This window comes from Planococcus sp. TJ-201 (assembly GCF_058268495.1).
In genome coordinates, this window is record NZ_JBZDOG010000001.1 from 1,009,247 (window position 1) to 1,036,181 (window position 26,935).

At 48.2% G+C, this 26,935-nt stretch carries 24 protein-coding genes and 1 riboswitch; all 24 genes read right to left on the reverse strand.

Annotated features, from left to right (window positions below):
- Nucleotides 1–70: 70 nt before the first annotated feature.
- A complete protein-coding gene (rpoE, locus tag AC4EG4_RS05105) occupies nucleotides 71–646 on the reverse strand; it encodes a DNA-directed RNA polymerase subunit delta (RefSeq protein WP_490987102.1) in 576 nt (191 codons plus the stop codon).
- Nucleotides 647–1,555: 909 nt separating this feature from the next.
- Nucleotides 1,556–4,807 carry a fused isobutyryl-CoA mutase/GTPase IcmF gene (icmF, locus tag AC4EG4_RS05110; RefSeq protein WP_490987103.1) on the reverse strand — a complete coding sequence of 1,084 codons (3,252 nt, stop codon included), beginning with the start codon at nucleotides 4,805–4,807 and terminating at the stop codon, nucleotides 1,556–1,558.
- Nucleotides 4,808–4,812: 5 nt separating this feature from the next.
- Complete coding sequence (locus AC4EG4_RS05115; RefSeq protein ID WP_490987104.1) at nucleotides 4,813–5,454, reverse strand: TetR/AcrR family transcriptional regulator; 642 nt, start codon at nucleotides 5,452–5,454, stop codon at nucleotides 4,813–4,815.
- A gap of 15 nt (nucleotides 5,455–5,469) precedes the next feature.
- Nucleotides 5,470–6,609 carry an acyl-CoA dehydrogenase gene (locus AC4EG4_RS05120; protein WP_490977376.1) on the reverse strand — a complete coding sequence of 380 codons (1,140 nt, stop codon included), beginning with the start codon at nucleotides 6,607–6,609 and terminating at the stop codon, nucleotides 5,470–5,472.
- Nucleotides 6,610–6,624: 15 nt separating this feature from the next.
- The gene (locus tag AC4EG4_RS05125) at nucleotides 6,625–7,761 is read right to left on the reverse strand and encodes an acyl-CoA dehydrogenase (protein WP_490977375.1); all 1,137 of its coding nucleotides are present in this window, start codon (nucleotides 7,759–7,761) and stop codon (nucleotides 6,625–6,627) included.
- A gap of 18 nt (nucleotides 7,762–7,779) precedes the next feature.
- Nucleotides 7,780–8,631, reverse strand: a complete 852-nt coding sequence (locus AC4EG4_RS05130) for a 3-hydroxybutyryl-CoA dehydrogenase (protein WP_490987105.1) — start codon at nucleotides 8,629–8,631, stop codon at nucleotides 7,780–7,782.
- Nucleotides 8,632–8,633: 2 nt separating this feature from the next.
- Nucleotides 8,634–9,827 (reverse strand): acetyl-CoA C-acetyltransferase, encoded by a 1,194-nt coding sequence (locus AC4EG4_RS05135; protein WP_490987106.1) that lies wholly within the window; start codon nucleotides 9,825–9,827, stop codon nucleotides 8,634–8,636.
- Between the two features lie 225 nt (nucleotides 9,828–10,052).
- On the reverse strand, nucleotides 10,053–12,188 hold the full coding sequence (locus tag AC4EG4_RS05140; protein WP_490977372.1) for a (Fe-S)-binding protein: 2,136 nt from the start codon (nucleotides 12,186–12,188) through the stop codon (nucleotides 10,053–10,055).
- Nucleotides 12,189–12,459: 271 nt separating this feature from the next.
- Nucleotides 12,460–13,137 (reverse strand): alpha-ribazole-5-phosphate synthase, encoded by a 678-nt coding sequence (locus tag AC4EG4_RS05145; protein WP_490987107.1) that lies wholly within the window; start codon nucleotides 13,135–13,137, stop codon nucleotides 12,460–12,462.
- Nucleotides 13,127–13,609, reverse strand: coding sequence for an ECF transporter S component (locus AC4EG4_RS05150; protein WP_490987108.1), 483 nt, complete (start codon nucleotides 13,607–13,609; stop codon nucleotides 13,127–13,129). The genes AC4EG4_RS05145 and AC4EG4_RS05150 overlap by 11 nt, the downstream gene beginning before the upstream one ends.
- A gap of 1 nt (nucleotide 13,610) precedes the next feature.
- Entirely contained in the window at nucleotides 13,611–14,201 is a 591-nt protein-coding gene (locus AC4EG4_RS05155) for a cob(I)yrinic acid a,c-diamide adenosyltransferase (protein ID WP_308786479.1), read from the reverse strand.
- 293 nt (nucleotides 14,202–14,494) lie between these two features.
- Entirely contained in the window at nucleotides 14,495–14,887 is a 393-nt protein-coding gene (locus tag AC4EG4_RS05160; RefSeq protein WP_490987109.1) for a bifunctional adenosylcobinamide kinase/adenosylcobinamide-phosphate guanylyltransferase, read from the reverse strand.
- Complete coding sequence (locus AC4EG4_RS05165) at nucleotides 14,839–15,423, reverse strand: histidine phosphatase family protein (protein ID WP_490977368.1); 585 nt, start codon at nucleotides 15,421–15,423, stop codon at nucleotides 14,839–14,841. The genes AC4EG4_RS05160 and AC4EG4_RS05165 overlap by 49 nt, the downstream gene beginning before the upstream one ends.
- Nucleotides 15,396–16,166 (reverse strand): adenosylcobinamide-GDP ribazoletransferase, encoded by a 771-nt coding sequence (gene cobS / locus AC4EG4_RS05170; protein WP_490987110.1) that lies wholly within the window; start codon nucleotides 16,164–16,166, stop codon nucleotides 15,396–15,398. Before cobS ends, AC4EG4_RS05165 begins: the two co-directional genes overlap by 28 nt.
- Nucleotides 16,163–17,620, reverse strand: coding sequence for a cobyric acid synthase (locus AC4EG4_RS05175; RefSeq protein ID WP_490987111.1), 1,458 nt, complete (start codon nucleotides 17,618–17,620; stop codon nucleotides 16,163–16,165). Before AC4EG4_RS05175 ends, cobS begins: the two co-directional genes overlap by 4 nt.
- 4 nt (nucleotides 17,621–17,624) lie before the next feature.
- The gene (locus AC4EG4_RS05180) at nucleotides 17,625–18,173 is read right to left on the reverse strand and encodes a bifunctional adenosylcobinamide kinase/adenosylcobinamide-phosphate guanylyltransferase (RefSeq protein WP_490987112.1); all 549 of its coding nucleotides are present in this window, start codon (nucleotides 18,171–18,173) and stop codon (nucleotides 17,625–17,627) included.
- Nucleotides 18,155–19,234: a pyridoxal phosphate-dependent aminotransferase gene (locus AC4EG4_RS05185; protein WP_490987113.1), complete on the reverse strand. Its 1,080-nt coding sequence runs from the start codon at nucleotides 19,232–19,234 to the stop codon at nucleotides 18,155–18,157. The genes AC4EG4_RS05180 and AC4EG4_RS05185 overlap by 19 nt, the downstream gene beginning before the upstream one ends.
- On the reverse strand, nucleotides 19,221–20,174 hold the full coding sequence (gene cbiB / locus AC4EG4_RS05190; protein ID WP_490987182.1) for an adenosylcobinamide-phosphate synthase CbiB: 954 nt from the start codon (nucleotides 20,172–20,174) through the stop codon (nucleotides 19,221–19,223). The genes AC4EG4_RS05185 and cbiB overlap by 14 nt, the downstream gene beginning before the upstream one ends.
- Nucleotides 20,171–21,637 carry an adenosylcobinamide amidohydrolase gene (locus tag AC4EG4_RS05195; protein ID WP_490977363.1) on the reverse strand — a complete coding sequence of 489 codons (1,467 nt, stop codon included), beginning with the start codon at nucleotides 21,635–21,637 and terminating at the stop codon, nucleotides 20,171–20,173. Before AC4EG4_RS05195 ends, cbiB begins: the two co-directional genes overlap by 4 nt.
- 2 nt (nucleotides 21,638–21,639) lie before the next feature.
- Entirely contained in the window at nucleotides 21,640–22,632 is a 993-nt protein-coding gene (locus tag AC4EG4_RS05200; RefSeq protein ID WP_490977362.1) for a FecCD family ABC transporter permease, read from the reverse strand.
- Nucleotides 22,625–23,602 carry an ABC transporter substrate-binding protein gene (locus AC4EG4_RS05205; protein ID WP_490987114.1) on the reverse strand — a complete coding sequence of 326 codons (978 nt, stop codon included), beginning with the start codon at nucleotides 23,600–23,602 and terminating at the stop codon, nucleotides 22,625–22,627. Before AC4EG4_RS05205 ends, AC4EG4_RS05200 begins: the two co-directional genes overlap by 8 nt.
- A gap of 150 nt (nucleotides 23,603–23,752) precedes the next feature.
- Nucleotides 23,753–23,939: riboswitch (cobalamin riboswitch) on the reverse strand.
- A gap of 46 nt (nucleotides 23,940–23,985) precedes the next feature.
- On the reverse strand, nucleotides 23,986–25,647 hold the full coding sequence (gene argS, locus AC4EG4_RS05210) for an arginine--tRNA ligase (protein ID WP_490987115.1): 1,662 nt from the start codon (nucleotides 25,645–25,647) through the stop codon (nucleotides 23,986–23,988).
- A complete protein-coding gene (locus AC4EG4_RS05215; RefSeq protein ID WP_490987116.1) occupies nucleotides 25,644–26,054 on the reverse strand; it encodes a YwiB family protein in 411 nt (136 codons plus the stop codon). Before AC4EG4_RS05215 ends, argS begins: the two co-directional genes overlap by 4 nt.
- 170 nt (nucleotides 26,055–26,224) lie before the next feature.
- On the reverse strand, nucleotides 26,225–26,722 hold the full coding sequence (locus AC4EG4_RS05220) for an antibiotic biosynthesis monooxygenase family protein (protein WP_490987183.1): 498 nt from the start codon (nucleotides 26,720–26,722) through the stop codon (nucleotides 26,225–26,227).
- Nucleotides 26,723–26,935 lie beyond the last annotated feature (213 nt).

Genomic DNA, 26,935 nt, shown 5'->3' on the forward strand with positions numbered 1-26,935 from the left:
CCTATTTTAAGGAGCCCAGTAAAATCTTATCCAGTCTGGCCTCATAAGTCAAGGTGAAAAAATGTTCAGTTTACTTCAAATCATCTTCATCTTCGTCCTCATCGTCGTCATCTTCATCGTCGATAATGTTGCCATCCAAGTCTTCGACCAATACATCAACGTCTTCTTCGTCGTCATCGTCTGCGTCAAAATCAAGAACTTCCACTTCAACCGGTGCTTTAATTACTGGATCGTCATCGTCATCTTCGTCATCATCGTCTTCACCGAAGTCTTCAAACTCCAACTCGTCTTCCAATGCCAACTCATCCAAATCGTCAAAGCCTTCATCGTCCGCCACTTTGGCTTTCTTCTTGCGTGCTTTAACCGTCGGTGCGGATTCTTCTTCAATTTGTTCAACCGGATACCACTCGCGAAGACCCCAGCGGTTTTCGCCTAAAATCAAAAAGCGGCCATCAATATTCAAGTCTGTATAGAATTGAACCAAACGGTCCTTCATATCCTCTTTAGACAAGTTCAGCAACTTTTCGATTTCTGCAACCAGTTCAGCATATGTTTTTGTTTCATGCGTTTCTTCCAACATTGCATATGTCAAGTCAACAAACGACTCTTCTATAAGTTCTTCTTTAGATAATTCACGAATTCTCATTCCGTGCACGTCCCTTCTTCTTTCTTAACTTAATTCATTATATACAAACAACCTAGTCTCCGCTACCGTGTTTTCTTTTTTCTCGGATCTATTTGTTTCCATCCGAAATAAAACAAATAGAGCGCCAGAATCATAAACGGAATCGATCCCAAAGCTTTATTGTACAGGAAGAAAATCAGTATGACACAGATTATGATGATTATGTAGTGGACAGCTTTACGCATGGGATCCATCCTTCTTGGTTTCTGTGGTGCCTATTCTTCTAGTATACAGAAAAAGCAGCGGGATATCGACTTGGCATATCTTTGAATGTGCTTTGTAGAGACTGTTTTGTGACTGATGGGAAAATTTTTCTTAAGAAAATATATTATTGGAAGTAATTTAATTAAATTCGCGTTTGTCTCGCTGAATGTGCGTATTTTCTTCTGAACGTGCATATTTTCTGTTGAGCGTGCATATTTTTTTCTGAACGTGCATATTTCCTGCTGAACGTGCATACCGCTTTTCAAAATAATGAAAAACTCCGTCAATATGGCAATCAACTCTTCCCTTCTTCTCAAAAAAAGACGCAAAATCCATCTTTCAACGGATTTCGCGTCTTTTAGCATGTTTTATTCAGCTATTCCTTGCCAAAATCAGCTTTCATGGGCGGATCTGCTTTTCCTTGCCCAGCTCCTCCGCCCAGCCCCTCGGGGTCTTAAGTCAACTCGGCTATGCGGCTGAAAACACGCCGCTTCGCCAAGTCGCCTTAAGCCTGTCGGGGCTTTCACGGGCGGATCCGCTTTTCCTTGTCCAGCTCCACCAGCCTGCTCCTCGGTCGTAAGCTGCTTTGGCTGTGCGGCAAAGAACGCCGCTTCGCCAAACCCTCTTACGCCTTTCGGAGCAAAACGGCTGCTTCCGCTTTTCCCACTACATATTCCGGCGATACTGCCCGCCGACTTCATACAAAGCGGTAGTGATTTGGCCGAGGCTTGCGACTTTTACGGTTTCCATCAACTCTTCGAAGATGTTGCCGCCGGTCTTGGCTGCCTGTTTGAGGCGCTCGAGTGCTTCGGCTGAATCGTTGCGTTCCTGGAAGGCCCGCAAGTTGTTGATTTGCGTTTCTTTTTCTTCCACTGTGGCGCGGGCGATTTCCATCGCGTTGATGTCATCGTCCGATTGCGGATTTGGGTTCAAGTAGGTGTTGACTCCGATGATCGGCAATTCGCCTGTGTGTTTTTTCATTTCGTAGTGCATGGATTCTTCCTGGATTTTGCCGCGCTGGTATTGTGTTTCCATCGCGCCCAGGACGCCTCCACGGTCGTTGATGCGGTCGAATTCCGTCAGAACCGCTTCTTCCACCAATTGCGTCATTTCTTCGATAATGAATGCGCCTTGCAGCGGGTTCTCGTTTTTCGACAAACCGTGCTCTTTAGTGATGATCATTTGAATCGCCATTGCGCGGCGAACCGATTCTTCGGTCGGCGTTGTGATGGCTTCGTCGTACGCATTGGTGTGCAGCGAGTTGCAGTTGTCCTGCAGCGCCATCAAGGCTTGCAGCGTGGTGCGGATATCGTTAAAGTCGATTTCCTGCGCATGCAAGCTGCGCCCGGAAGTTTGAACATGGTATTTCAGCTTTTGGCTGCGTTCGTTGGCGCCGTATTTGTCGCGCATAACGACTGCCCAAATGCGGCGTGCCACACGACCAATCACGGTATATTCCGGATCCAGGCCGTTCGAGAAGAAGAACGACAGGTTTGGCGCAAAGTCATCGATGTTCATGCCGCGGCTCAAATAATATTCAACGTATGTGAAACCGTTAGACAGCGTGAACGCCAATTGGGAGATCGGGTTCGCGCCCGCTTCAGCAATGTGATAGCCCGAAATGGATACCGAGTAATAGTTGCGCACTTTGTGGTCGATAAAGTATTGCTGGATATCGCCCATCATGCGCAGCGCAAATTCCGTCGAGAAGATGCATGTGTTCTGGCCCTGGTCTTCTTTCAGGATGTCCGCTTGCACCGTGCCCCGAACGACCTGCAGCGTACCTTCACGAACTTCTGTAAATTCCTCGACCGTCAATGTGCGCCCCAGTTTTTCTTCATTTAATTTGACCTGCTGATCAATGGCCGTGTTCATGAACATCGCCAGAATGATTGGCGCCGGTCCATTGATGGTCATCGAAACCGAAGTCGACGGCGCACACAAATCAAAGCCTTCGTAAAGTTTCTTCATATCATCCAATGTACAGATCGAGACGCCCGACTCCCCGACTTTCCCGTAAATGTCTGGACGGTGGTCCGGATCTTCTCCGTACAGTGTTACCGAGTCAAATGCAGTGGACAAGCGTTTGGCATCATCGTCCTTCGATAAATAATGGAAGCGGCGGTTGGTGCGTTCAGGCGTTCCTTCGCCGGCAAATTGGCGTTTTGGATCTTCTCCGGCACGTTTGAACGGGAATACCCCAGCTGTATAAGGGAATGAACCCGGAACGTTCTCGGCATAAACCCATGATAAAATTTCACCGTAATCGACGAATTTCGGCAATACGACACGTGGCACTTTAATGCCTGACAGGCTTTCTGTCCGCAGGATTGTGCGGATTTCCTTGTCGCGCACTGACGTGACGAATTCGTCTCCGGCGTACATTTCTTTCAAGGCGTTCCAATTCGCTAAAATGCGTTTGGATTCTGTCGTCAGTTCATCGCGGACACCATCAGCCAATGATTCAAGTGACGCGACCAATGCATCATCCGGCGCTTTTTCTTTTACTGCTTCGATGGCGCCTTCCAATTGGAACAAGCGGCGTGCAAAGGCGGATTGTTCTTTCGCTTTGGCATGGTAGCCGCGGATCGTATCCGTCAGCTCACGCAAATAATAACGGCGATCATTAGGAATGATCAAGTTCTCTTTTTGGGTTTTGACAAATTTATCGTAATCCGTCTCCCAGTCGGTTCCGCATTTTTCATTGACCGTCGCGACCAATGCCGCAAACAGGGAGTTGGTCCCTTTATCGTTGAATTGGCTGGCGATGGTGCCGTAGACCGGCATATCGTCCAAGTCTTTTTCCCACAGCAAATGGCTGCGCTGGTACTGCTTCTGCACTTGGCGGAGTGCATCCTGCGAGCCGCTGCGTTCGAATTTATTGATGACAATCAAATCGGCGTAATCGATCATGTCGATTTTCTCCAATTGCGATGGCGCACCAAATTCGCTGGTCATGACGTACATAGAAATGTCCGAGAAGTTGGCAATTTCCGCATCCCCTTGGCCAATCCCGCTCGTTTCGACCACAATCAAATCAAAGTCGGCTGCCTTGACGACATCCAATACGTCCCCAATTGCACCCGACAGTTCCGAACGCGAACCGCGTGTTGCCAAGCTTCTCATAAAGACGCGTTTGTTGAAGATGGCGTTCATCCGGATCCGGTCGCCTAGTAGCGCCCCGCCTGTCTTCTGTTTGGTCGGGTCGATCGACAAAATCGCAATTTTCTTGTCCGGCAGTTCAGACAAGAAGCGGCGAATCAATTCGTCGGTCAATGAGCTTTTTCCCGCTCCACCTGTTCCGGTGATGCCCAGAATTGGTGTGTTTTTCGACTGTTCCCGTACCGCTCTCAACAACTCATCGGTATCGGTATCCCGTGTGTGGGCTTCTTCCGCTGCTGTGATAACGTTTGCCAGCACTACCGGTTCATCAGTAGATAAGTTTGCGATCGGCTGATCCCTTTTCACCGTTGAGAAATCACATTCCTCGACGATTTCCGTAATCATTCCCTGCAATCCTTTTTTACGGCCATCTTCCGGCGAAAAAATGCCGGCAATGCCGTATGCTTCCAGCTCTTTGATTTCCCGCGGCAAAATAACGCCTCCGCCTCCGCCGTAAATGCGGATATGCGTTGCGCCTTTTTCCTGCAATAAATCATGCATATATTTAAAGTATTCCATATGGCCGCCCTGATAAGACGAAATACAGATGCCTTGGACATCTTCCTGGATTGCGGCATTGACCACTTCTTCAACCGAACGGTTATGGCCCAAGTGAATCACTTCGGCGCCGCTCGACTGCAGAATCCGGCGCATGATGTTGATGGACGCGTCATGGCCGTCAAATAAACTGGAAGCTGTAACAAAGCGGATATGATTTTTCGGCTGATAGGTTTTCGTTTCTTGAATTGTAGCCATAATGATTAAGCCCCCTGTATTGAAATATTTTCTCCTGCCATCCCCTGCAAAAGAAATTTGGTTTGCATGTCGATAAATTCCTGAATGGTGTAATCGGTCAATGCCCACCGTCTGAATGCCCACATCTGCCCCTGCACAAAAATATGGTGGGAAGCCATAGCCACTTCTTTCGGTGACATCTTGATTTCGTTATTATCGACGCATTGCATTAAGAGCCTTTCGAAGATCGCGACCATTTCAAGTTCTTTGTCCAGCACGTAGCCAAGAGCATCTTTCGGCAATGATTTGGATTCCTGGTACATGACCACGAACTCATCCTGCATATCGTCGATCAAGGTGTAATAATGTTCGATTGCCATCGCCAAAACACTAATGGAACCTTGCTCGATGTCCAGCCGATCTAAGCGCGTGTGCACTTCGTCGTAGATGGAATCACAGACAAGATACAGCACGTCTTCTTTGGTCCGAATGTATTCGTACAAGGTACCAATGCTGAAACCGGCTGCTTTGGCAATTTCCCGCGTCGTCGTCCGATGAAAGCCTTTTTCTTTAAAAAGCGTGACCGCACCGCGAATCATTTGTTCGCGGCGCTTTTCGATCAGGCTTTCGTCTTTTACGGAAGACTCAATTTCACGCTTTTTGTTCATAAGGCAACCCTCCGCTTATTTCGTCACCATCCGGGAAATAACAAGACGTTGAACTTCCTGTGTGCCTTCATAAATTTGCGTAATTTTCGCATCGCGCATAAAGCGTTCGACCGGATAATCTTTCGTATAGCCATAGCCGCCAAAGACCTGAACCGCTTCAACGGTTACTTTCATCGCTGTATCGCCGGCCATCAATTTCGCCATTGCCGACTCCTTGCTGTAAGATAATTTGTTTGATTCGAGCCAAGCCGCTTGGTACGTCAACAAACGGGATGCTTCGATCGAAGTCGCCATGTCCGCCAATTTGAATGAAATCCCTTGGTTGGCCATGATTGGCTTGCCGAATTGCTCACGCTCTTTCGCGTAGTCAATCGATGCGTCAAGCGCTCCTTGTGCAATGCCGACAGCTTGTGCCGCAATGCCGTTGCGTCCGCCGTCAAGCGTCTGCATAGCGATTTTGAACCCTTGGCCAAGTTCACCCAGGACGTTTTCTTTCGGCACGCGGCAGTTGTCGAAAATAATTTCAGTTGTCGGGCTTGAACGAATGCCCAGCTTGCGCTCTTTTTTACCGACTGAGAAGCCTTCAAAGTCTTTTTCAATAATGAAAGCGGTTGTGCCTTTATGTTTGGATTCCGGATCTGTTACCGCGAATACCACATAGATGTCCGCAATGCCGCCGTTGGTGATGAAAATTTTCGAGCCATTCAGGATATAATGATCGCCGTCTTCTTTTGCCGAAGTGCGCATTGAGCCAGCATCCGATCCTGCAGAGGGTTCGGTCAATCCATAAGCACCAATTTTTGTGCCCTCAGCCATTGGGCGAAGGTATTTTTGCTTTTGCTCTTCTGTACCGAATGTATAAACCGGCCATCCGGCAAGTGACGTATGAGCCGACAAGGTAACGCCCGTTGATGCGCAGACGCGTGACAATTCTTCCACTGCGATGCAATACGCCAAATAATCCGAGCCGATGCCGCCGTATTCTTCTGGCCATGGTATGCCGGTAAGGCCCAGTTCCGCCATCTTGTCGAAAATTTCACGGTCAAAACGCTCTTCTTCGTCGCGCTCTTCCGCTGTTGGCGCCACTTCTTTATTGGCGAAATCTCTTACCATTTTACGGATCATTTCGTGTTCTTCAGACAGTTGAAAATTCATTTTCTATTCCTCCAATTACTTGATTAGTTGTTTACTGATAACAATTCGTTGAATTTCACTGGTGCCTTCGTAAATTTCGGTCACTTTCGCGTCACGGAATAGGCGCTCAACCGGATAGTCTTTTGTATAGCCATAGCCACCGAATACTTGAATGGCTTCGATGGTGACGTCCATTGCCGCTTTTGATGCGAAAAGCTTGGCCATCGATGCTTGCTTGTTGCAGTCTTTGCCTTTTGAATACAGGTCCGCCGCGTTATAGACCAAGAGTTTTGCCGCTTCCACTTGCGTCGCCATATCCGCCAGCTTAAAGCCGATGCCTTGCTGCTGCGCGATCGGTTTGCCGAATTGCTCACGCTCTTTGGCATATGCCACTGCGTATTCGTACGCCGCTTCAGCGATGCCAAGCGCTTGTGCCGCGATGCCGATCCGTCCCACATTCAAATTCGCCATTGCGATGCTAAATCCTTTATTTTCTGTTCCTAACAGGTTTTCAGCAGGTACCCGCATGTTTTCGAACGTTAATTGAACCGTTTTCGAACCGTAGAGGCCCATTTTCTTTTCATTTTTGCCGATGATCAAGCCCGGCGTGTCTTTTTCAACAATAAAAGCCGAAATCCCACGGGAGCCTGCAGACGGTTTTGTTGAAGCAAACACGATATAAGTATCCGCTTCCCCACCGTTGGTGATAAAGACTTTTGAACCGTTCAGCACATAGTCATCGCCATCCAGAATTGCTTTTGTTTTTAGGCTGGCTGCGTCAGAACCGGCTGCGGGTTCCGTTAAACAGAATGCTCCCAAATATTCGCCACTAGCCAATTTGGGTACGTATTTCTCAATTTGCTGCTGGGACCCAAAATTGAGGATCGGGTTGGTGCCGACAGATGTGTGGACGGACAAGATTACTCCCACAACTCCGCTGGCTTTCGATAGCTCGTGGATCGCCGTAATATACGAAGTAAAATCCATTTCCGAACCGCCGTATTTTTCAGGTGCGGTAATTCCCATCAATCCAAGTTCACCCATTTTCTTGATGATGGCTGTTGGAAATTCACCGTTTTCCATATTTTCAATAAAGGGTGTAATTTCTTCTTTTGCGAAGTCTCGCACCATGTTGCGCATCATAAGTTGTTCATCTGTAAAGTGCAAATCCATTGCGGTTTCCCCCTAATATTATGTGTATTCGTAGAAACCGCGTCCGGTTTTTTTGCCGAGCCATCCAGCTTTCACGTATTGGCGCAACAACGGGCTTGGGCGGTATTTACTGTCGCCAAATCCTTCGTGCAGCACTTCCATGATGTACAGGCACGTATCGAGGCCGATAAAGTCAGCCAATTCGAGTGGGCCCATTGGATGGTTCATGCCAAGTTTCATGATGGCGTCAATTGCTTCTTTAGTGGCGACACCTTCTTGGAGTGTGAAAATCGCTTCGTTGATCATTGGCATCAGGATGCGGTTTGCCACAAATCCTGGAAAGTCGTTTACTTCTACCGGTGTTTTCGACAGCTGCAAAGTCATTTCTTCCACTTTTTTATATACGTCATCCGACGTTGCCAAGCCGCGAATAATCTCTACCAGCTTCATGACGGGTACCGGATTCATAAAGTGCATCCCGATTACCTGTTCCGGACGGTTTGTGACTGCCGCAATTTCTGTGATTGGCAAAGAAGAAGTATTGGTTGCCAGAATGGTATGCTTTGGTGCCACTTCGTCCAAGGTTTTGAAGATGCTGTGTTTAATCGCCATGTTTTCAACAGCCGCTTCGATGACGATGTCCACGTCGTGTGCATCTTTTAAATCAAGCGATGGCGTGATGCGGCCAAGAACCGCTGTCTTTTCTTCTTCTGTCATACGTCCTTTTTCGACATTGCGCGATAGGTTTTTGGTGATGGTCTCAATTCCGCGTTCATACGCTTCTTGTTTCATATCATTTAATTTCACATTCAATCCTGCCTGTGCACAAACTTGTGCGATGCCGGAACCCATTTGTCCGGCGCCAATGACCATTACCGTTTGAATCGACATGCCTATTTTGCCTCCTTAGGAACTTCAATCATGATGGCGTCGCCTTGTCCCCCGCCTGAGCAAATGGCTGCGATGCCAATGCCGCCGCCGCGGCGTTTTAATTCGTAGGCCAATGTTAGGATGATGCGTGCGCCGCTCGCCCCGATTGGGTGTCCAAGTGCCACAGAGCCGCCGTTGACATTGACTTTTTCAGGGTCTAAGTTGGCGATTTTCGAGCTTGCGAGTGCGACTGCTGCAAACGCTTCGTTGATTTCAAACAAGTCGATGTCATCCAACGATTTGCCGGTTTTTTTCAATAGCGCATTGATGACGATCCCAGGCGTTTCCGGGAATCGATGTGGCTCGATGGCCACTTCTGTATGAGACAGGATATGAGCTAGCACATTTTTCCCTTCGCTTTGCGCGCGCTCTTCGCTCATCAATACAAGTGCCGCAGCCCCATCATTGATGCCCGGTGCGTTGCCGGCGGTAATTGTGCCGTCTTTGCCGAAAGCCGGCTTGAGTTTCGCCAGTGCTTCGATTGTGGAGTTTGCACGCGGCGCTTCGTCCACATCAACTGTAATTGGATCTCCTTTGCGCTGGGGAATGTCGATCGCGACGATTTCTTCTGCGAACAAATCTTTTGCTTGGATAGCACGTTCATGTGAACGGGCCGACCACTCATCCTGCACTTCGCGCGTCAGGTTAAAATCTTCAGCTGTCGAGTTTCCGTAAGTCCCCATATGAACCTTGTCTGGATGAAACGAACAGGACAATCCGTCATACACCATGCCGTCCACGACTTGAGCATCTCCCATGCGCAATCCCCAACGTGCTTTTGGCAAGTAGTAAGGCGCGTTAGACATGGATTCCATGCCGCCTGCTATAATCACTTCTTCATCCCCTAAGCGGATGATCTGGTCTGCTAAAGTAACGCTGCGCATGCCGGATGCACAGACTTTATTGATGGTTTCGGATTTGACGCTATACGGAATGCCCGCTTTTGACGCTGCTTGGCGGGAAGGAATTTGCCCTTGCCCTGCCTGAAGAACGTTGCCCATAATCACTTCCTGCACATCTTGCGGTTGGATTGCTGCGCGGTTCATTGCTGCTTTGATCGCTTCCGCTCCCAGTTCACTTGCCGTCAAGGTGCTCAAACTTCCTCCAAATTTTCCGAATGCTGTACGTGCTCCATCAATGATGACTGTTTTTGCCATGATAATATCTCTCCCCTTCGCTCTTTTGTAAACGGTTTCAATTACTTCGAAAAAAATATAATTAGTAAGTTTTGTGTGTTTCTTGCTCTACTGAAAAAATTGACTGAACGCTCGCTCGGTTTTAATGCAAAAGAAAAGGGAGCACTTTACTCCCTTTCTTTTTTCTTCTTATGCTATTATTCTACTCAATTTTCTGTTACTAAGCAATTATTTATTGTTAGAGCTTTATTGGACCACTTCTTCTGGCATTGGTGTTTCATTGCCTAGAACGGCCATTTCCAATAGTTCAGCTACATCGTAAGTTCCAACTTGCTCTTCAACTTCTTTGGCTTTCGTTCCATCTGACAACATCGTCAAGCAGTACGGACAGCCGGATGAAATCATCGTCGGATTGACTTCGAGTGCCTGTTCGGTACGGGCAACGTTGACGCGATGGCCTGCATCTTCTTCCATCCACATCAATCCGCCACCGGCTCCACAACACATGCCGTCCTGTCGGTTCCGGACCATTTCAACCAATTCCACCCCTTCGATCGCTTTCAATATTTCGCGCGGTGCGTCGTAAACATCGTTATAGCGGCCAAGGTAGCAGGAATCGTGGAATGTGATTCGTTCGTTTACCGGGAACTGCGGTTTCAATCGGCCCTCTTGTACCAATTCGAACAGCATTTCTGTATGGTGGTAAACTTCCGCTTCAAACCCGAAATCCGGGTATTCGTTTTTAAAGATGTTGTAAGCGTGCGGATCAATCGTTACAATTTTCTTGATTTCCGCTTTTTCGAACTCTTTGATGTTGCCTGTTGCCAGCTCCTGGAATAGGAATTCATTTCCGAGTCGGCGCGGCGTGTCTCCCGAGTTCTTTTCTTTATTGCCGAGAATGGCGAATTTCACACCAGCTTCATTCATCAGGCGCGCAAACGACAAAGCAATTTTCTGTGATCGGCTGTCGAATGAACCCATTGAACCTACCCAGAAAAGAAACTCGAACTCTTCTCCTGCTTTGTTCATTTCTTTTACTGTTGGAATAGAGATATCCGGACGTGCATCTCTCCAGCTTTCTTTTTCTTTACGGTTAAGGCCCCATGGATTGCCCTGCTTTTCGATGTTGGTCATCGCGCGCTGAGCATCTTTGTCCATCTTCCCTTCAGTCATTACCAAGTAACGGCGAAGGTCGATGATTTTGTCTACGTGTTCGTTCATAACCGGGCATTGGTCTTCACAGTTCCGGCACGTTGTACATGCCCAAATTTCTTCTTCTGTGATGACGTCTCCGATTAAGCTTGGGCTGTACAATTCGTCGATGCTGATTCCTTCAGCACCGGCAGCCATTGCCAATTGGTTTCCTTGCGTATTGTTGAATGCCATTGCCGGCACCCACGGTTTTTTCTGTGTCATGACCGCACCCGTATTGGTCAAGTTGTCACGAAGTTTTGTAATCAGATCCATCGGTGACAGCATTTTCCCTGTTCCGGTAGCCGGACACATATTGGTGCAGCGTCCGCATTCTACACAAGCATAAAAATCGATCATCTGCCCTTGAGTGAAATCGGTGATTTTCCCGACGCCAAATGATGGAACAGCATCCGGATCTTCTTCGTCTTCCATTTCTTCAAAGTTGATCGGCTTCAGGCGGCCAACGTGATCAACTCTGTGGAACCAAGTGTTGACTGGTCCAAAGATCAAATGAGCGTGCTTGGACTGTGGAACGTAAACCAGGAATGTTAGAAGGAACAACAGATGCGCCCACCACATGACGTAGAAAATCGTCACGACTGCAGCTTCAGGCATCCAGGCAAAAGCACCTGCAACAAGTGAAGCAACCGGCTCTGTCCAAGTACCCTCATGTCCGTGCCAGATCATGTTCATGCCGTTTCCGACTAGCACTGTCACCATCAATCCGCCGATGAAAATAAGGACAAGCCCTGCTTTCCAACCACGCTTCAAACGGACAAGCTTTTCAATATAGCGTCTATAAAATGCCCAAATCACGGCAACCAAAATCGTCAATGTCACGATTTCCTGGAAGAATGTAAAGGCTGGATAAAGCGGACCAAGCGGCAAATGTGAGTCTGGCGATAAGCCTTTGATAATAAAATCAATGGCGCTTGCCTGAACCAGCAGGAAGCCGTAGAAGAACATCACGTGAATGGTACCGCTCTTCTTGTCTTTCATTAATTTCTTTTGTCCAAAAACATTGACCATGACCTTACGCAGACGCTCATTGAAATTTTCTTCAAACTCGACTTTTTTGCCGAGCTGGATGAAATCGTATCTCGACTTCAATAAATAGAGGAAGAGATAAATGGCGTAAGCGGTTACAGCTATGAATAAAACCCAGTTTGCAATCAGCAATGGCTCCATCGCGATATCCCCCTTATGTGTGTAGATTCTAGAAAATTACTTACCCAAAGTTTACGTGAACAGCAACAGCTTGTCGATACTATGTTCTAGTTTAAAATATGAATGAGCATTCAGTCAACCTATATTTCATGAGTATTCAAAAATAAACGTGCCTATCCTGTAGCTGGAAGGGCTGAATGTTTGAGCAATTGCTGAAAGAAGCTTCTGGAACAAGGGTTTGATTTTTTTTGACAAAAAAAACATCAGCCAACGAATGGATGATGTTCTTCTTTTAGTCAAATTCCATTGAAAAAAGATTTTGTTCAAAAAACTGTTGTGCACGCTCCCTGTTTGCAGGCTTTACCCCGAGCAGAACACAAGTTGCCGGACCACCCGAGCAAGTCACGTCAAGAGCCACAGAAACTTCAACGTTCTTGTCCATCAATAAGGACATTTCCTGCGCAATTCCTTTTGATCCAACCGGCCATATGCGTTCGACTAAGGCTGAGTCATAGGCTTTCTTAATGAGTCCGAGATCGGCCATTTGGTCCGCCTTGGCCAGCACTTCTTCTCCGACAAGCGGTACGCCGTAAGCAAACCAGCATAGAGATTCAGCCGGTGCAAGCGTCCGCTGTTGCTTGCCGATTATCGTTACTGCGATGCCCGATTGCAGCGTCGGCATATTGGTTTCCGTACTCCCAGAAATCGGCGGCAGCGTTGTCTCTGCTTCAGCGAAAAGATCGGCAATACCCGTTTTGTAAACATTCCACTGCTCGGCTCCGCTGAAATTATGGAGCAGCACTGCCTGCGGTTCGCTGCCTGCTGCCCATTGTTCGAGCACTGCGACCCGTGCCGCAAACTTAGCCGTTACCGTATCAGGAGCGTACACCGCATCCTGCTTTTTTTCACCGATAGCCGCTGAATTATCTGAAGTAATGACCATGCCGTCTATCAATAATTCATGACGCATGCAATGACCCTCCGCGGACTTTCAGTACATAGGGCATTAAGAGAGCTGCTGCTCCAGCATTAATCGAAGCCGCAATCACTAAACCTGGAACCGAGGCATAGAAAAATGCCGGCGACAACAGAAAATAAAACGGCACGGCTGCAATCACTCCATTGCCGATAATGAACGCCGGCCATTTCAGCCAGTATGTCCCGGCTTGATGCAGTTTCGCAAACAGCCATACCACTGCCCACATCTCGACGGCGATGATGAGATGAAACGGACCGAGCGGCATGCCTCCGAACAATGCCGAAATCAAATGGCCGAATGCCGCAATGGTTCCGGCAATTGGCGCTGAAAAAAATAGCACGGCAACCAGTGCCGGCATCGAATCGAGTGCGATGGATGCGATGCCAAGCGGAATTTTGATCATGCCCCCGATGGCGGACAAGCTGATGAACAATGCCGCGAGCGCCAGTTTTTGGGTTGTCATCTTATTCCACCGACTTTTTGCTGCGGCCGCCGTTTTTGAACACTTTGGCGCTGCGCACATATTCGTTGTCTGGCACACCTGCACGCGAGTTGACGACGCGTGATGCAGCGAACAAATAATCAGACAGACGGTTCAAATAGCGCTGGACGACCAACGGGAAATCTTCTCCGGATCTCATCAAAGTCACCGTTTGGCGTTCAGCCCGGCGTGTAATAGTACGCGCGATGTGCAAGGTCGCAGCGGCCGGAGATCCACCTGGCAAAATAAACCGTTCGAGCAATGGCGGTTCTTCCATCAATTGATCAATGCGCTGTTCCAATACTTCGACAGGTCCTTCTGTCATTTTGTAGTTGGGTTCTTTGCGGACATCAGCCAAATCGCCGCCGCAGTCGAATAATTCATTTTGGATGGCTTCTAAATCTTCCAGCAAATCAGCGTACTTGTCTGGCGCCAATTCGGTCATTGCCTTGCCGATAAATGAATTCACTTCGTCAATGGTGCCATAGGCTTCGACGCGTGGTGCATCTTTGTCCGTGCGCGCTCCGATCAAACTTGTCTGGCCTTTGTCTCCGGTTTTTGTGTAAATCTTCATTTTGGTCCGCCCCTTTTTCGTGTTTTGGCTAATAGGAAATTTGCTGTCTCTCAAAGTTTGCATAAACCAATTTTAAAAGTTGAATTTAAAATCATCATGTTTTAAACCACTTCGGCCGCTTTGGGCATGGCTTCCGCAAGAAGCCAGGGAAAGCACCTGTCTCCTTACTTCGCCTCGCCCGTGGACGCGCCGGCGCTAATATCGTTACATACTATAGCAAGCTTTGTTTTCTTCACTCATTTAATCGTAGATATCCTCCCAATAAATGTTTGTTAGTTGTATGTATTCCACTTTCACTTGATCTTTTGCGGAATGCCGTACCAAATTCGTGTAATGCTTTCGGCTTCTGCGAATAGGAATTGATACAGCCGGCCGAGAACATCGCGCATTTCACGCTCGATGCGTTCGATGGGCACGATGCCGCGATTCAAATCTGTTAAAATCCAAGTTTGCTGTGCCTGTTTCTCGCTTAGAATGCTTTTTACTTGTTCCATCAATTGGAATTCTGAAAAACCTTGTTCAAGCTGCCGTTTCACCCAATGCTCCAACCCTGCGATGACGACAACTCTTTCTGCAGCTTTCTGATCAGGCAGCCGGCCTTCATTCCAGTCGACTTCTTGGTCTTTCAATTGATTTTTCACATATTGCCGTTTGCCGTTAAAGGCTCCACCGAAAACGATGTGCATAATGCCCGCTCCTCAAACGCTTGACGGCTCGTCCATGTTAATATGTGGCAGCCACCGTGCAGCGCAGTTTGATCTTGAAACCTTTCGCCCATTGCCTCCGCAATTAAATAGCGAATCGGTCCGCCGTGGAGAACCAGTGTAACTTCCCGATCGCTTGGGAGTTTTCGAATGCCGCGTTCGACACGCTCCGCCATATTCGCGAGGCTTTCACCTCCAGGCGGTTTGATGTGCCAAGGATCGTCTATCCAACTTCGATACAACTCAATGCCTTTCAGCTCTTCATAGGTTTTCATTTCCCATTGGCCAAAATGGCATTCCCGCAACTCACGGTTAGCCCGGTAAATCGCGTTTGGGAACAATACAGCCGCCGTTTGCCGGCAACGTTTCAAATCACTTCCCATGACAGTTTCCAACTGCAAATTGGGCACTGCATCAAACGGCAGAATCGCTTCGTCGGTCCAGCCAACGTAACGTTTTTGCTCATTTCCCCTTGTGGGCGCATGGCGAATTAAACGAAGAACAAAAGACTCATCCATAATAAAATCTCCACTCCTTCCACATAAGCCCCAAACAAATCACCTGTCACGCCGCCAAAATTCTTCAAACACCAAGCACGGTACAGCACAAGTGAAGCGAGCAGCAGAACCAGCAACACGCATGCCAGCCAAATGCTGGCAGCCCAAACCACTCCAGCCAAAAGGATGCCCATAAAGACCATCGCAGTTAGCCGCAGTGTCCGCTGGTCTGACCGTTGCTGAAAAAATGCGGCCAACCCACTTGGCTTTGCAGGAGACGTAGAACTGAACAAAGCCAATAAGCCGATTCTCGATAGTATCGGAATCGCTGCTACTAAAAATAGCGAAACCGTGTCTATCGATTCAGCGACAACACTAATTTTCCCTACAATCGCCAGCACCAAAACCATGGTTCCGAAAGCGCCAATTCGCGGATCGCCCATAATGTCTAAACGCTTTTCCCGATCCTGGTAAGAAAAATAAGCATCTGCCGTATCAGCGAGTCCGTCAAGATGCAAACCGCCGCTTAGCATTATGCCAAGCGCTACAACTACAAAGCTGATCAACAGCGAACTAACGTCAGTTGTTTCCCGCAACAGCCATACCGATGCTGCCAGCACACTGCCGAACACCAGACCCAGTACCGGCAACATGCTATACATGGCGGTAATATGGGATTTTTCCATCGGCAATTGTTTTTTTACTGGAATCACTGAGAAAAATTGAAGCGCCAATAAACATCCGGTTCTCCACTGCCGGTTCATTGGTCCGCCCCCATGAACTGATTGACTTTTTGCCAGTCCAAATGCTCTTTCACATGCTTGGCCCAGCGGTCAAAAGGATCCGTTACGGTTTCAGGCAATGGCTCAGGCAAGTTCTTTCGCTTCCGGATTGGTGCCAGAAATGCAGTACGGCAATGAGGATCACGGAAAAGCCCGTGCAAATGCGTGCCTAGGAGCCCCTGATGGAAATAGCCTTCTGTAAAATCTGCGTTTTCTATGAGTGGATAACCGGATTCTGTGACGACGCCGTGATGGATTTCATACCCTGCCACCCGCACGTCCACATTTGGAAACTTGGCTATACCAGTCGTTCGTTGGACAACTTTCTGTTTTTCAAAATGAACGTGCATATCTGGCACTAAAGCAAATCCAGTTTCAGTTTCGGTTTTGGTGCCGTCATGGCCATCTGGATCCGATAAAGTTTCAGCAAACATTTGATAACCGCCGCATAGTCCGACGATCCATGTGTCTTTCTGCAAGGTCTGAAGTTTATTTTCAAGACCCTGCTCTTTCCAATAACGTAGGTCTGCAATGGTGCTTTTTGTTCCCGGCAGCAAAAGAATATCCGGATACCCAATGTCTTCGACTGTTTCTGCCCAACGTACGGTAACGTCCCGCTCGTTCACGAATGGTTCAACATCTGTGAAGTTTGAAATATAAGGATGACGGCAAATAACGAGTTCAATCGCATTTTCAACTCCAGATACCCGCTGTACTGCCTGAACGCCAAGCGAATCTTCCTGTTCGATTTCATGGCTTGCCATATAGGGAATGACGCCGAGCACAGGGATCCCGGTATAAGATTCCAGAAAATGAATGCCGTCTTCAAAAAGACGGACGTCACCGCGGAATTTATTGATAATCAGGCCCTTTACCCGGTCCGGCTCCGGCATCAAGGCGAGCGTCCCTACAATCGACGCGAACACACCGCCCCGTTCAATGTCAGCGACGAGAATGACCGGCACATCTGCACGCTTGGCAACTGCCATATTGACCAGCTCCCGGTCGTTCAAATTGACTTCGGCTGGGCTGCCGGCTCCTTCGATAACGACATGAGTAAAGTCTTGAGCCAAGTTTGCCAGTGCCTGATCAATGGCAGTCAGTCCTTTTTCGTAAAACTGCGCACGGTAATCCATTCCATCCATTGTTTCCTGCTTTTTGCCGAACAAGACCACTTGCGACTTCCTATCACTTTCAGGCTTTAACAAAATCGGGTTCATGTTCACAGTTGCCAAGGTCCGGGCAGCTTCTGCCTGAACACCTTGCGCGCGGCCAATTTCTTCACCCCATACGGTTACATAAGAATTGTTCGACATGTTCTGGGATTTGAAAGGCGCCACTTTTAGTCCTTGATCGGAAAAAATGCGGCAAAAAGCTGTGCAAATCATGCTTTTCCCAACATCTGAAGCAGTTCCTTGAATCATTATTCCACGCATTTTTTCACTTCCTTCTGAATGCCAGACCGTTTTCCATCTCGATGGCCTGGTCGGCTTGCTGCACGAGCCAAATATGGATGCGCCCGAGCCAGCGTTGGTAAAGTTCGTCGCGCACGAAGTCGTCCAGCACTTCGTTCGAGACGACCGTCAAGACATCGACCGTATCCAGCATATCAAGAATGGTTTTTTTCAGGCTGCTCCATTTTGCTTCCATGCAGCCTGGCAGTTCAGCGCACACGCTGCCTTTTTCCCAACCTTCATAAAGTTCATTAGCGAGCCAGGTTGTCACGCAATCCCACAGGACCAAATCGTTCGGCTGCAGCTCTCCCAAAACACTGTCCATACGATAAGCTTGCTCTATTGTATGCCAGCCACCTTCCTGCCGATCTTGCCGGTGGCGTTCGATCCGCTCTTTCATTTCTTCATCATGTGCCTGGCCACTCGCCACATACACTTTCCGGCCGCTGCCAGAAGCACATACAATCGATTCGGCATAGGCACTCTTGCCGCTGCGGACACCACCGCTAATAAAAACTAGTTGGCCTCGAGCCATTCGGTGATCGCCTCCCGAAGTTTTTCCATGCTTTTTGCAGACTTCATACCAATACGGAACCATTTGCCGTCCATTCCCAGAAACGATTCGGTATGGCGCAAGACGATTCCTTTTGTCAGAAAATCTGTGAAAAACTTGGCGGATTGGTGTGGATCCGGAAGTTGAAACGACAGGAAATTAACGGCAGAATTGCTTGTCCGGCAATGGTGTGCTGCGAAAAACTGCTGCATGATCAATCGCTCTTCCGAGGCGGCTTTGATGATCTTGTTGCGGTAAGCTGATTCTTTAAAAAGGTCTGCGCCGATCGCAGCGGATAAGGAATTGACGTTCCAGTGTGCAGATCCATCTTTCAATTGCTTAATTGTTTCGGCTTTGGCAACGACATACCCAAGACGCAGCCCAGGAATGGCATACATTTTGGTCATCGAACGAACAACAATAACAGTTGAAAATTCCGCTAAAAATGGCATAAAGGAGGCCGTTTCTCCAACAAAATCGATAAACGCTTCGTCGATTATGAGTTCACAATCATGTTCCTGACAAATTCGCGCTATTTCTAGTAGCGTATCAAGATTCAGCAAAACTCCTGTAGGGTTATGCGGGTTGCATATGTACAGCGCCGCACAGCCAGGGACCGTTGCTCGAACATCTTGAACCATCAATTGCCAATGGTTTTCGGGTTCCAGCTGAATCATACCGATCTCAATATGTTCCGCTTCCAAGGTTTGGCGGTATTCCGAAAACGCCGGTTCCACCAGTACGACTTTCTTGCACCGGTATCTTTTGGCGAGCCAAGTAAATACTTCAGCGGCACCATTTGCTGCGGCGACTTGACTGGCTCCAACCTGATGAAACGCAGCTGCTGCTGTTCGAAAAGGCTCGCCGTCCGGATCTGGATAAGACCCTACCAACTCCAGCAGCTGCGGCCAGCGTTCCGCGAGAAATTCAGGAGCTCCGAACGGATGGACGTTTTCACTAAAATCCAAGATTTGTTCAGGTGGATTGATACCGGCCTGTTTGTAAAGGCGCAGTGGATTGGCTCCATGATTAGGCAATTCCACACAAAATTCCTCCTATCGCAAATAAAATAAAAAAGCCGATGGTGACCGTCTGCATATGTCTGATTGCCTCGGTAATGTGTTCGGCTTCCAGCGGATAAACCGGTGTCCCCATGCGCGCACGATGCGACTCGACTCCCTTATAGCGATTTAATCCGCCGAGCTCTACCCCTAATTGCACGGCAGTCGCTGCTTCCAGCCAGCCGCTATTGGGGCTCGGATGCTTGGGTGCATCCCGCAGCCACTCCACAAAACGCTGACGCATGGTGAGTGACCGTTTGTTTTGGGTCATGGCCAAAATCAAACATCCGGTCAAGCGGCTCGGTATAAAATTTAGCACGTCGTCTGCTTTTGCAGATGCAAAGCCGAATTTCTCAAATTCTTCATTCCGATAGCCAACCATGGAATCGAGTGTATTGACCGCTTTATACAGCCACAACCCCGGTGCACCAAGCAGGAAAGCCCAAAACAATGGCGCAGTTACACCGTCACTGGTGTTTTCCGAAACCGTTTCCACGACCCCCCGCGTGACTTCGCCTTCATCCAATCCATTTGTATCTCTGCCAACAATCCACGACAGTTTTTCACGTGCCAATGCCATGTTTTTATTTGTAAGCGGCTTGTACACATCCAACGCAGCATCTTTCAAGCTTTTTTGGGCAAGCCCGGAAGCAATCAGCAAGGCTTCTACGGCGATTCCTGCAAAAACATTTACAGCATAGGCAAACGCAACAATCGAGTAAACCATTAAAAACACCGAAATTGCTATGGTTCCAAGCAACAGGAACCCATTTTGAAAAGCAATGGGTCCTTGGTTCCAGCGGCTGGTTAGCTTGCGAATTGCATGTCCGATCCAGCGAACCGGATGCGGCCAATTCGGCGGATCCCCAACAATTCGGTCGATGACTAAACCTAGAGCGATGGCTGTAAAATGCGAAATCATAGGCTGCTTGCTTTCGCCGTTTGATACAGTTTGAGCGCTTCGACCGTACACTCGAATACGCCTACACCAACCAATTTCCCAAGCTCAGTAATTGGACCCGCGTACGGCAGAGGTTCGCCCTGCTGCGTAGCTGCCACCAAACAACTGTCGGTGGACGTTCCTGTTGCAATCGTCCCGGTCAATGGATCTTTGACTTGCTCCTGCTGAAGCGCTTTTGTTTTGGCTTCGGTCGCGGTGATCATCGCTTGAATAAAAGCTTCTTCCGACAAAATACCATTGACTAAAATCCAAGTGTTGATGGTGCCCACGCGAAGCGTACGTTCAACTGCTTTTGAAACATCCACACCGTTGCCGACACCTGCGGTTACAGCAATAACAACGGACCCGAAAGGACCTTCGTATTCTTTGACGATGGCGTCCTGGGTCTGGACCGCGGTCATCATTCCCACCGTGTCGGTCGCCTTCAAACCACTTTGTTCAATAAACTCAGACATTTCTTGAACGCTATCGTTAACATTGTAAAAAGCGTCCACGTGCCGGTTCATAAAATTGCGGAACCATCCGGAACCCGCATTCACAACAGCAGATGACACGGTTTTTAACGGAATGGGACTTTGATAAAGCACCATTTCCTCAGAAACTTGAAAATTTTCGGCACGTATGCAAACGTTTGCTGATTCACGTTCAACTCCCGGCAATAAGGTAATCTGTGGTTTTGGCAGTTCAGGGTGTGGGTGATTGCTGACTCGCGTGTTGTAAACGGTCTCGATATCCTGCTCCCGTACCACTTCATGTGGTTCACCAATGCGGACCACACTTCCCTCGTCCAGCAGCAGCAACTGGTCACAGTACATAGATGCCAGATTGATGTCGTGAAAAATAGAGACAATCGTCAAATCTTTTTCAATGGCCTGCTTTTTAATAGTATCGAGCAACTCTTTCTGGTGGTTAATGTCCAGGTGATTGGTTGGCTCATCCAATAGCAGTATGCCTGCATCCTGTGCCAATGCTTGCGCCACAAAAACACGCTGCTGTTCACCGCCCGACATCCGATCAATTTGCGTTTTTTCGTAATGGCTGATATCCATCAAACGCATCGCTTGCACAACAGCCTGCTCATCTTCTTCCGACCAGGAAGAAAACCAGCCGCCTTGATGCGGATACCTGCCGAGTGACACTGTTTCCCGGACGGTATGGGCAAAGGCATGTGCATGCAATTGGGGCAATACCGCCATTTTTCTCGCCAACTCTTTGGCAGGGAAATCTACGATTGATTTGCCATCGATCCGAACTTCTCCACTCGTTGCCGGCAATACGCCGCTGATCAGTTTCATCAACGTGGATTTGCCGCTGCCATTTGGTCCCAAAATACCGAGAATCGAGCCTTTATTGACGGTAAATGACACGTCTTTAACGATATTTTTATCGTCATACCCGCCTGTCAATCCAGTTATTTCAAGCATGCTCATGCTCCTCCTTTGCGTTGTCGGAAAAAGATGAAGGCAAATACCGGCGCCCCGATAAATGCAGTAATGACGCCTATCGGCAATTCAGTTGGTGAAATAATCGTCCGTGACACCAAGTCGCAAACGATTAACAAAGCCGCTCCATTAATGAACGACAGCGGCAAAACATGCCGATGGTCAGATCCCCAAAGCAAGCGGGTCATATGTGGAACTACCAAACCAACAAATCCGATGGTGCCGGAAACCGAAACAGCTGCTCCGGTCAACACCGAACCACCAATCAAGATGGCCATTTTGCTCTTTTTGACATCCACACCCAAATGCTGTGCCCGCTCTTCCCCGAAAAGCATGGCATTCAACTCACGTCTCTTCAGCCACAATACGAACGAACCGATTAATACGAATGGCAGTGCCATCCGAACATAGGGCCAGCCGCGCATCGACACGCTGCCCAACAGCCACCCAATGATTTGGCGCAGTTCTTCCCCGGTTAATGCAATCATCAAGGAAATGATGGACCCAAGAAACGAACTGAAAATAATCCCGGTCAATATGACCGTTTCCATTTTCATCGAACGATCTACCATCTTTGCAAAGCTCATCACTGCAAACATCGTCAGCAAAGCACCGATCATGCTCATGACCGGCAAAGTAAAGGGTCCCAAAAATGGAATGCTGATACCAAAAAAGAGCGTCATCACAGCGCCGACGGAGGCACCGGAAGACACTCCCAGGGTGTAAGGATCGGCCAATGGATTTTTCAAAAGCCCTTGGAACGCAGCACCGGCAATGGCCAATGCCGCACCGACAAGCCCGGCTAAGACGACGCGGGGCATACGGATATTCCATAAAATATTGGCAGCTGCCTCATCCGATGAGGGATTCCACAGCACGACCGGTGATATCGACACCGTTCCAACCGTTACCCCAAGCAACACGGCCCCTGCTAGTATCAGCAGCGAGACGCAGTATGCCAGAACGTTTTTATTCATTGAACACATCAGGATAAACGGCTTGCGCCATTTCCAGCAGGCCTTCCGATAAACGTGGGCCTGAACGGGTGAGCATATCCGAATCCAGGTTGTAGACCGCATCTTCTTGAACAGCTGTTACTTCGGCAAAGCCGCTTCTTGATTTGATCAAATCAACTGCGCCTTCTACATAAGCGCCTTCTGTTGTTACGATGACATCGGGATTAGCAGCAACAATAGCCTCTGGGTCCATGCTGACCCAGCCTTCCAAATCACCGGCAACATTTTCAGCGTTGATGAGCGTCAGCATTTCATCCATGAATGTTCCGCTTCCTGTCGTAAAAATATCAGGCTGGCTGCCGACTTCTAAAAAGACCGTTTTGGGCTCTTCAATTGTACTGGCTATTTCTTCGATTTCGGCCACTTGCACTTCCATTTCTGAAACAATGCTTTCTGCCTCTTCCATCGTGCCTGTCGCTTGCGCGATTACAGTGATGGAATCGTATACTTCTTCAAAGCTGACTGCGTTGTTGACAACAAATACTTCGACACCGGCATCACGTAATTGCTGCAAGCCAGCATCTCCGACACCCAGTCCCGATTCATGTGCCAGCACGAGATCCGGCTGAAGGCTGATGATTTTTTCCACATTGAATTCCTGGCCGCCGATTTTCTCTACTTCTGCAGCTTCTTCCGGGTAGTTGTCAAAATCAGAAACGCCAACCATTTTGTCGCCAAGTCCTAATTCATAAGCAATTTCTGTATTTGAGGGCACCATCGACACGATGGCTTGCGGCTCTTCTTCGATGACGATTTCATCCCCGACAGCATCTGTCAAAGTCACTGGGTATTCAACTTCTGCCACTTCTGTTGGCGGCTCTGCTGGTGTCTCCACGTCCTGTTCTTCTTCAGGCGTTGCCGTTTCACTGCAGCCGGCCATCAAAACCGCAGCCAATCCTGCGGTTGCACCAAATTTCCAAATCTTCTTCATGAATAAATCCCCCTTGATGTTTTTAGCTTTTAAGTTAGCCGCTAAGATAAGGCACTTCTTTAAACAAAAAATCCCCCGCAGCATTCTGCGGAGGATGGAAAGGACGACATAAAAAAAACATGCGCATCCAGCCTTTCCTCGCAGGCGTTTGGGTGTGTTTTCATAAAGGCAGGTCTCCTGGCTTGTGGTCGTTGGTTTCTGCACCTTCCCGAAGCATTGCTTCAGTGGCATTTTGCAGATTCCTCTCACATACAGTGGCGGGACCGCGCCGGAGTTGAACCGGCTTCCCTTTTAACTCATGTTCTTAGACATAAGCACCTTTATGAATTGTTCGTATATTCGATTTGTTGTCTTCATTATACACGTAATTGGCAGTCTGTCTCTTACATTTTTTCTGGAGCTGCCACACCCACAGTTTTCAGTGAATTGGCCAAGGTCGTTTTCACGGCTGTAATTAAAGCAAGGCGCGCACTTGTCAGTTCTACATTGGATGCGTCCAATACTTTATTGGCGTTATAGAAACTATGGAAATGAGAAGCCAGTTCATGAATATACGTCGTGATGCGGTGAGGTGCACGCTGCTTGGCTGCATCGGCAATCACCTGAGGGAAATCCCCAATTTTCTTCAATACATCAATTTCTTTCTCAGATGTCAATAAAGCCAAATGATCCTGCGAAGCAGTCAAGCCTTGTTCTTCCGCCTGGCGCAAAATGGACGAAATGCGCGCGTGGGCGTATTGCGAATAGTAGACTGGATTTTCATTGGACTGCGAAACAGCCAAATCCAAATCGAAGTCCATATGGGAATCGCCAGAACGCATTGCGAAGAAGTAACGCACCGCATCCAAGCCAACCAATTCAACCAGCTCGCGCATCGTTACCGCTTTGCCGGTCCGTTTGCTCATCTTCATTTTTTCGCCGTCTTTGTACAATTGCACCATTTGAATGATGCTGACTTCCAGCGTCTCGCAATCATAGCCAAGTGCTTGGATCGCTGCTTTCATGCGCGGAATATAGCCATGGTGATCAGCTCCCCACACATTGATCAGCTTGCCGAATCCGCGCTGCAACTTATCTTCGTGATAAGCGATATCGGGCATTAAGTAAGTGTACGTGCCATCATTTTTGATCAGTACACGGTCTTTGTCGTCTCCAAACGTTGTGGAGCGAAACCATGTTGCGCCTTCTTCTTCAAAAACATGGCCATTTGCACGCAGTTTAGCCAAGGCATCGTCAATTTTGCCGTTTTTGTATAGGGACGATTCCGGGTACCAAACGTCAAATTCCACACGGAAATCTGCAAGGTCCTGCTGCAGTTTGGCCAATTCGACTTTCAAACCGTGCTGGCGGAATGTTTCAAAACGTTCTTCGTGAGTCAAGCTGACGAATTTGTCGCCATGTTCTTTGACTAGGTCATTTGCAATATCTTTGATGTCTTGTCCGCGGTAGCCATCTTCCGGCATGCTATCGCCTTTGCCAAGCGCTTCAAAATAACGGGCTTCGATCGACAATGCCAAGTTGTTGATTTGATTGCCGGCATCGTTGATGTAATATTCGCGTGACACTTCGTATCCTGCCAGGTCCAGCACATTGCACAGCGAATCGCCGACAGAAGATCCACGGGCATGGCCCAAATGCAGATCGCCTGTCGGGTTGGCTGAGACAAATTCCACTTGGACGCGTTCGCCGCCGCCCGCTGTTGAACGGCCGTATTCGGTGTTCTGCTCCAGCACGGTTGTGATCACATCCAGCAAATAATCTTTTTTAATCGTAATATTGATAAATCCAGGTCCAGCGATTTCAACTGTCTGGATGTTCGCGGCCTCTTTATCCAGGTTTTCGACAATTGCTTCGGCTATTGCACGTGGCGGCTTTTTCGCCAGACGCGTCAATTGCATCGCAACGTTCGTGGCATAGTCGCCATTCGTCTTGTCTCTTGGGGACTCCAGTTGGACTTCAACCGGTTCGGTCGTCAATTCTGCTTTTTCGATTGCTTCTGCAAATGCTGTTTTGATTGCGTGTTGCACTTTTTCTACTGCGTTCATCCTTTAGCCTCCATAAACTGTATTTCCATTTCGTATTCGCCGACATGATCCAAGCCGAGTGCCAGATCATAACGGACCATAAAGCGCGTATCGCTGACCGACAGCTCGTGCGCTTTGGTCGTCAGCATGAATGACCCTTGTTCATTGGTCAGATTGCCGGTTTGTTCTTTATGTAATAAAAAAGGGAGCCGCATCTGCAGGCCGCCGCTTCTCATAATCACCGCTTCATCTTCTTGAAGTTTGACCGTCGTCCGGATTTCAAGATCGTCCTGCTGTTCTGCGTATTGCAGATAGCGCAGCTTGTTTTTTTCCGTCAACGTTCCGTGAGATTCCAGCACCATCACTTGCTCTTCCATATCCGGCTGGCGGATTGTCGTTGTCAGTTTGATCGTCACTGTCTTGTGCATGGCTCTCCGCCTCCCCGTCCATTGATAACCTTTATATTATAGCTTGACTGGCCGGTTTTTTTCAATGAAGGATTCGCAGGAACTGCAGAATAAACAAAAGACCACACGTTTTGGCCGCGGCCAAATCCATGTGATCTAAAAAATTTGCTCTTTTTATAAGGAGAATTCGTTTATCTTGTATAGGTTGTGACAAAAGAAGGCCGCGGAAAAATGTTCGGGCGCTTATCGATGCCTTCTGCGGTGCCGCGCTTGGCGTGTGCATGGCCGTAAGCCTGCGATTCCTGCCAATCTTTAAACGATTGCTCATCTTTCCAGATTGTCAAGATGGCGTATGTATCCGAGTCTTTCGGACGCAGAACGCGGATTGCCGCAAAGCCAGGTTCTTTTTCAACCATTCCTGCACGGTTTTGGAAGCGCGATTCAAACAATTCACGGCCTTCTTCTGTTACCGGAATGTTGTTGAACACGGCATAGTAGCCGTCATTGATATCGCCTACAGCATTCAGCACTTCATAGGCTTCCGCTCCCTGAATGCCGGGGCCGCCTTCCGCTTCATAAAGCAGCACAGCTTCATCGTCATTTACCAGGTAAATCAATCGTGCATTTGCCAAGTTTGCCATCAGCATTACAGCCTGATCGCGGTGGCCAGTCCATTTATACAATTCTATTGTCAACACCTCTTCCACTAGTTCGTCCATTCCATCTTACTGCTTTTAATCGGAAGAATCTATTCAGAGCAATCTCTATGAAATGCAAAAACCGATCTGAAGATTTTCAGACCGGTTTTAACGGATAAACTATTCGATATAATTAAGAATTTTCATGTTTTAAGCCATTTAAGAAGAGAAGGTATGAAGAAATCGCTCCAGGCGGACGCTTTC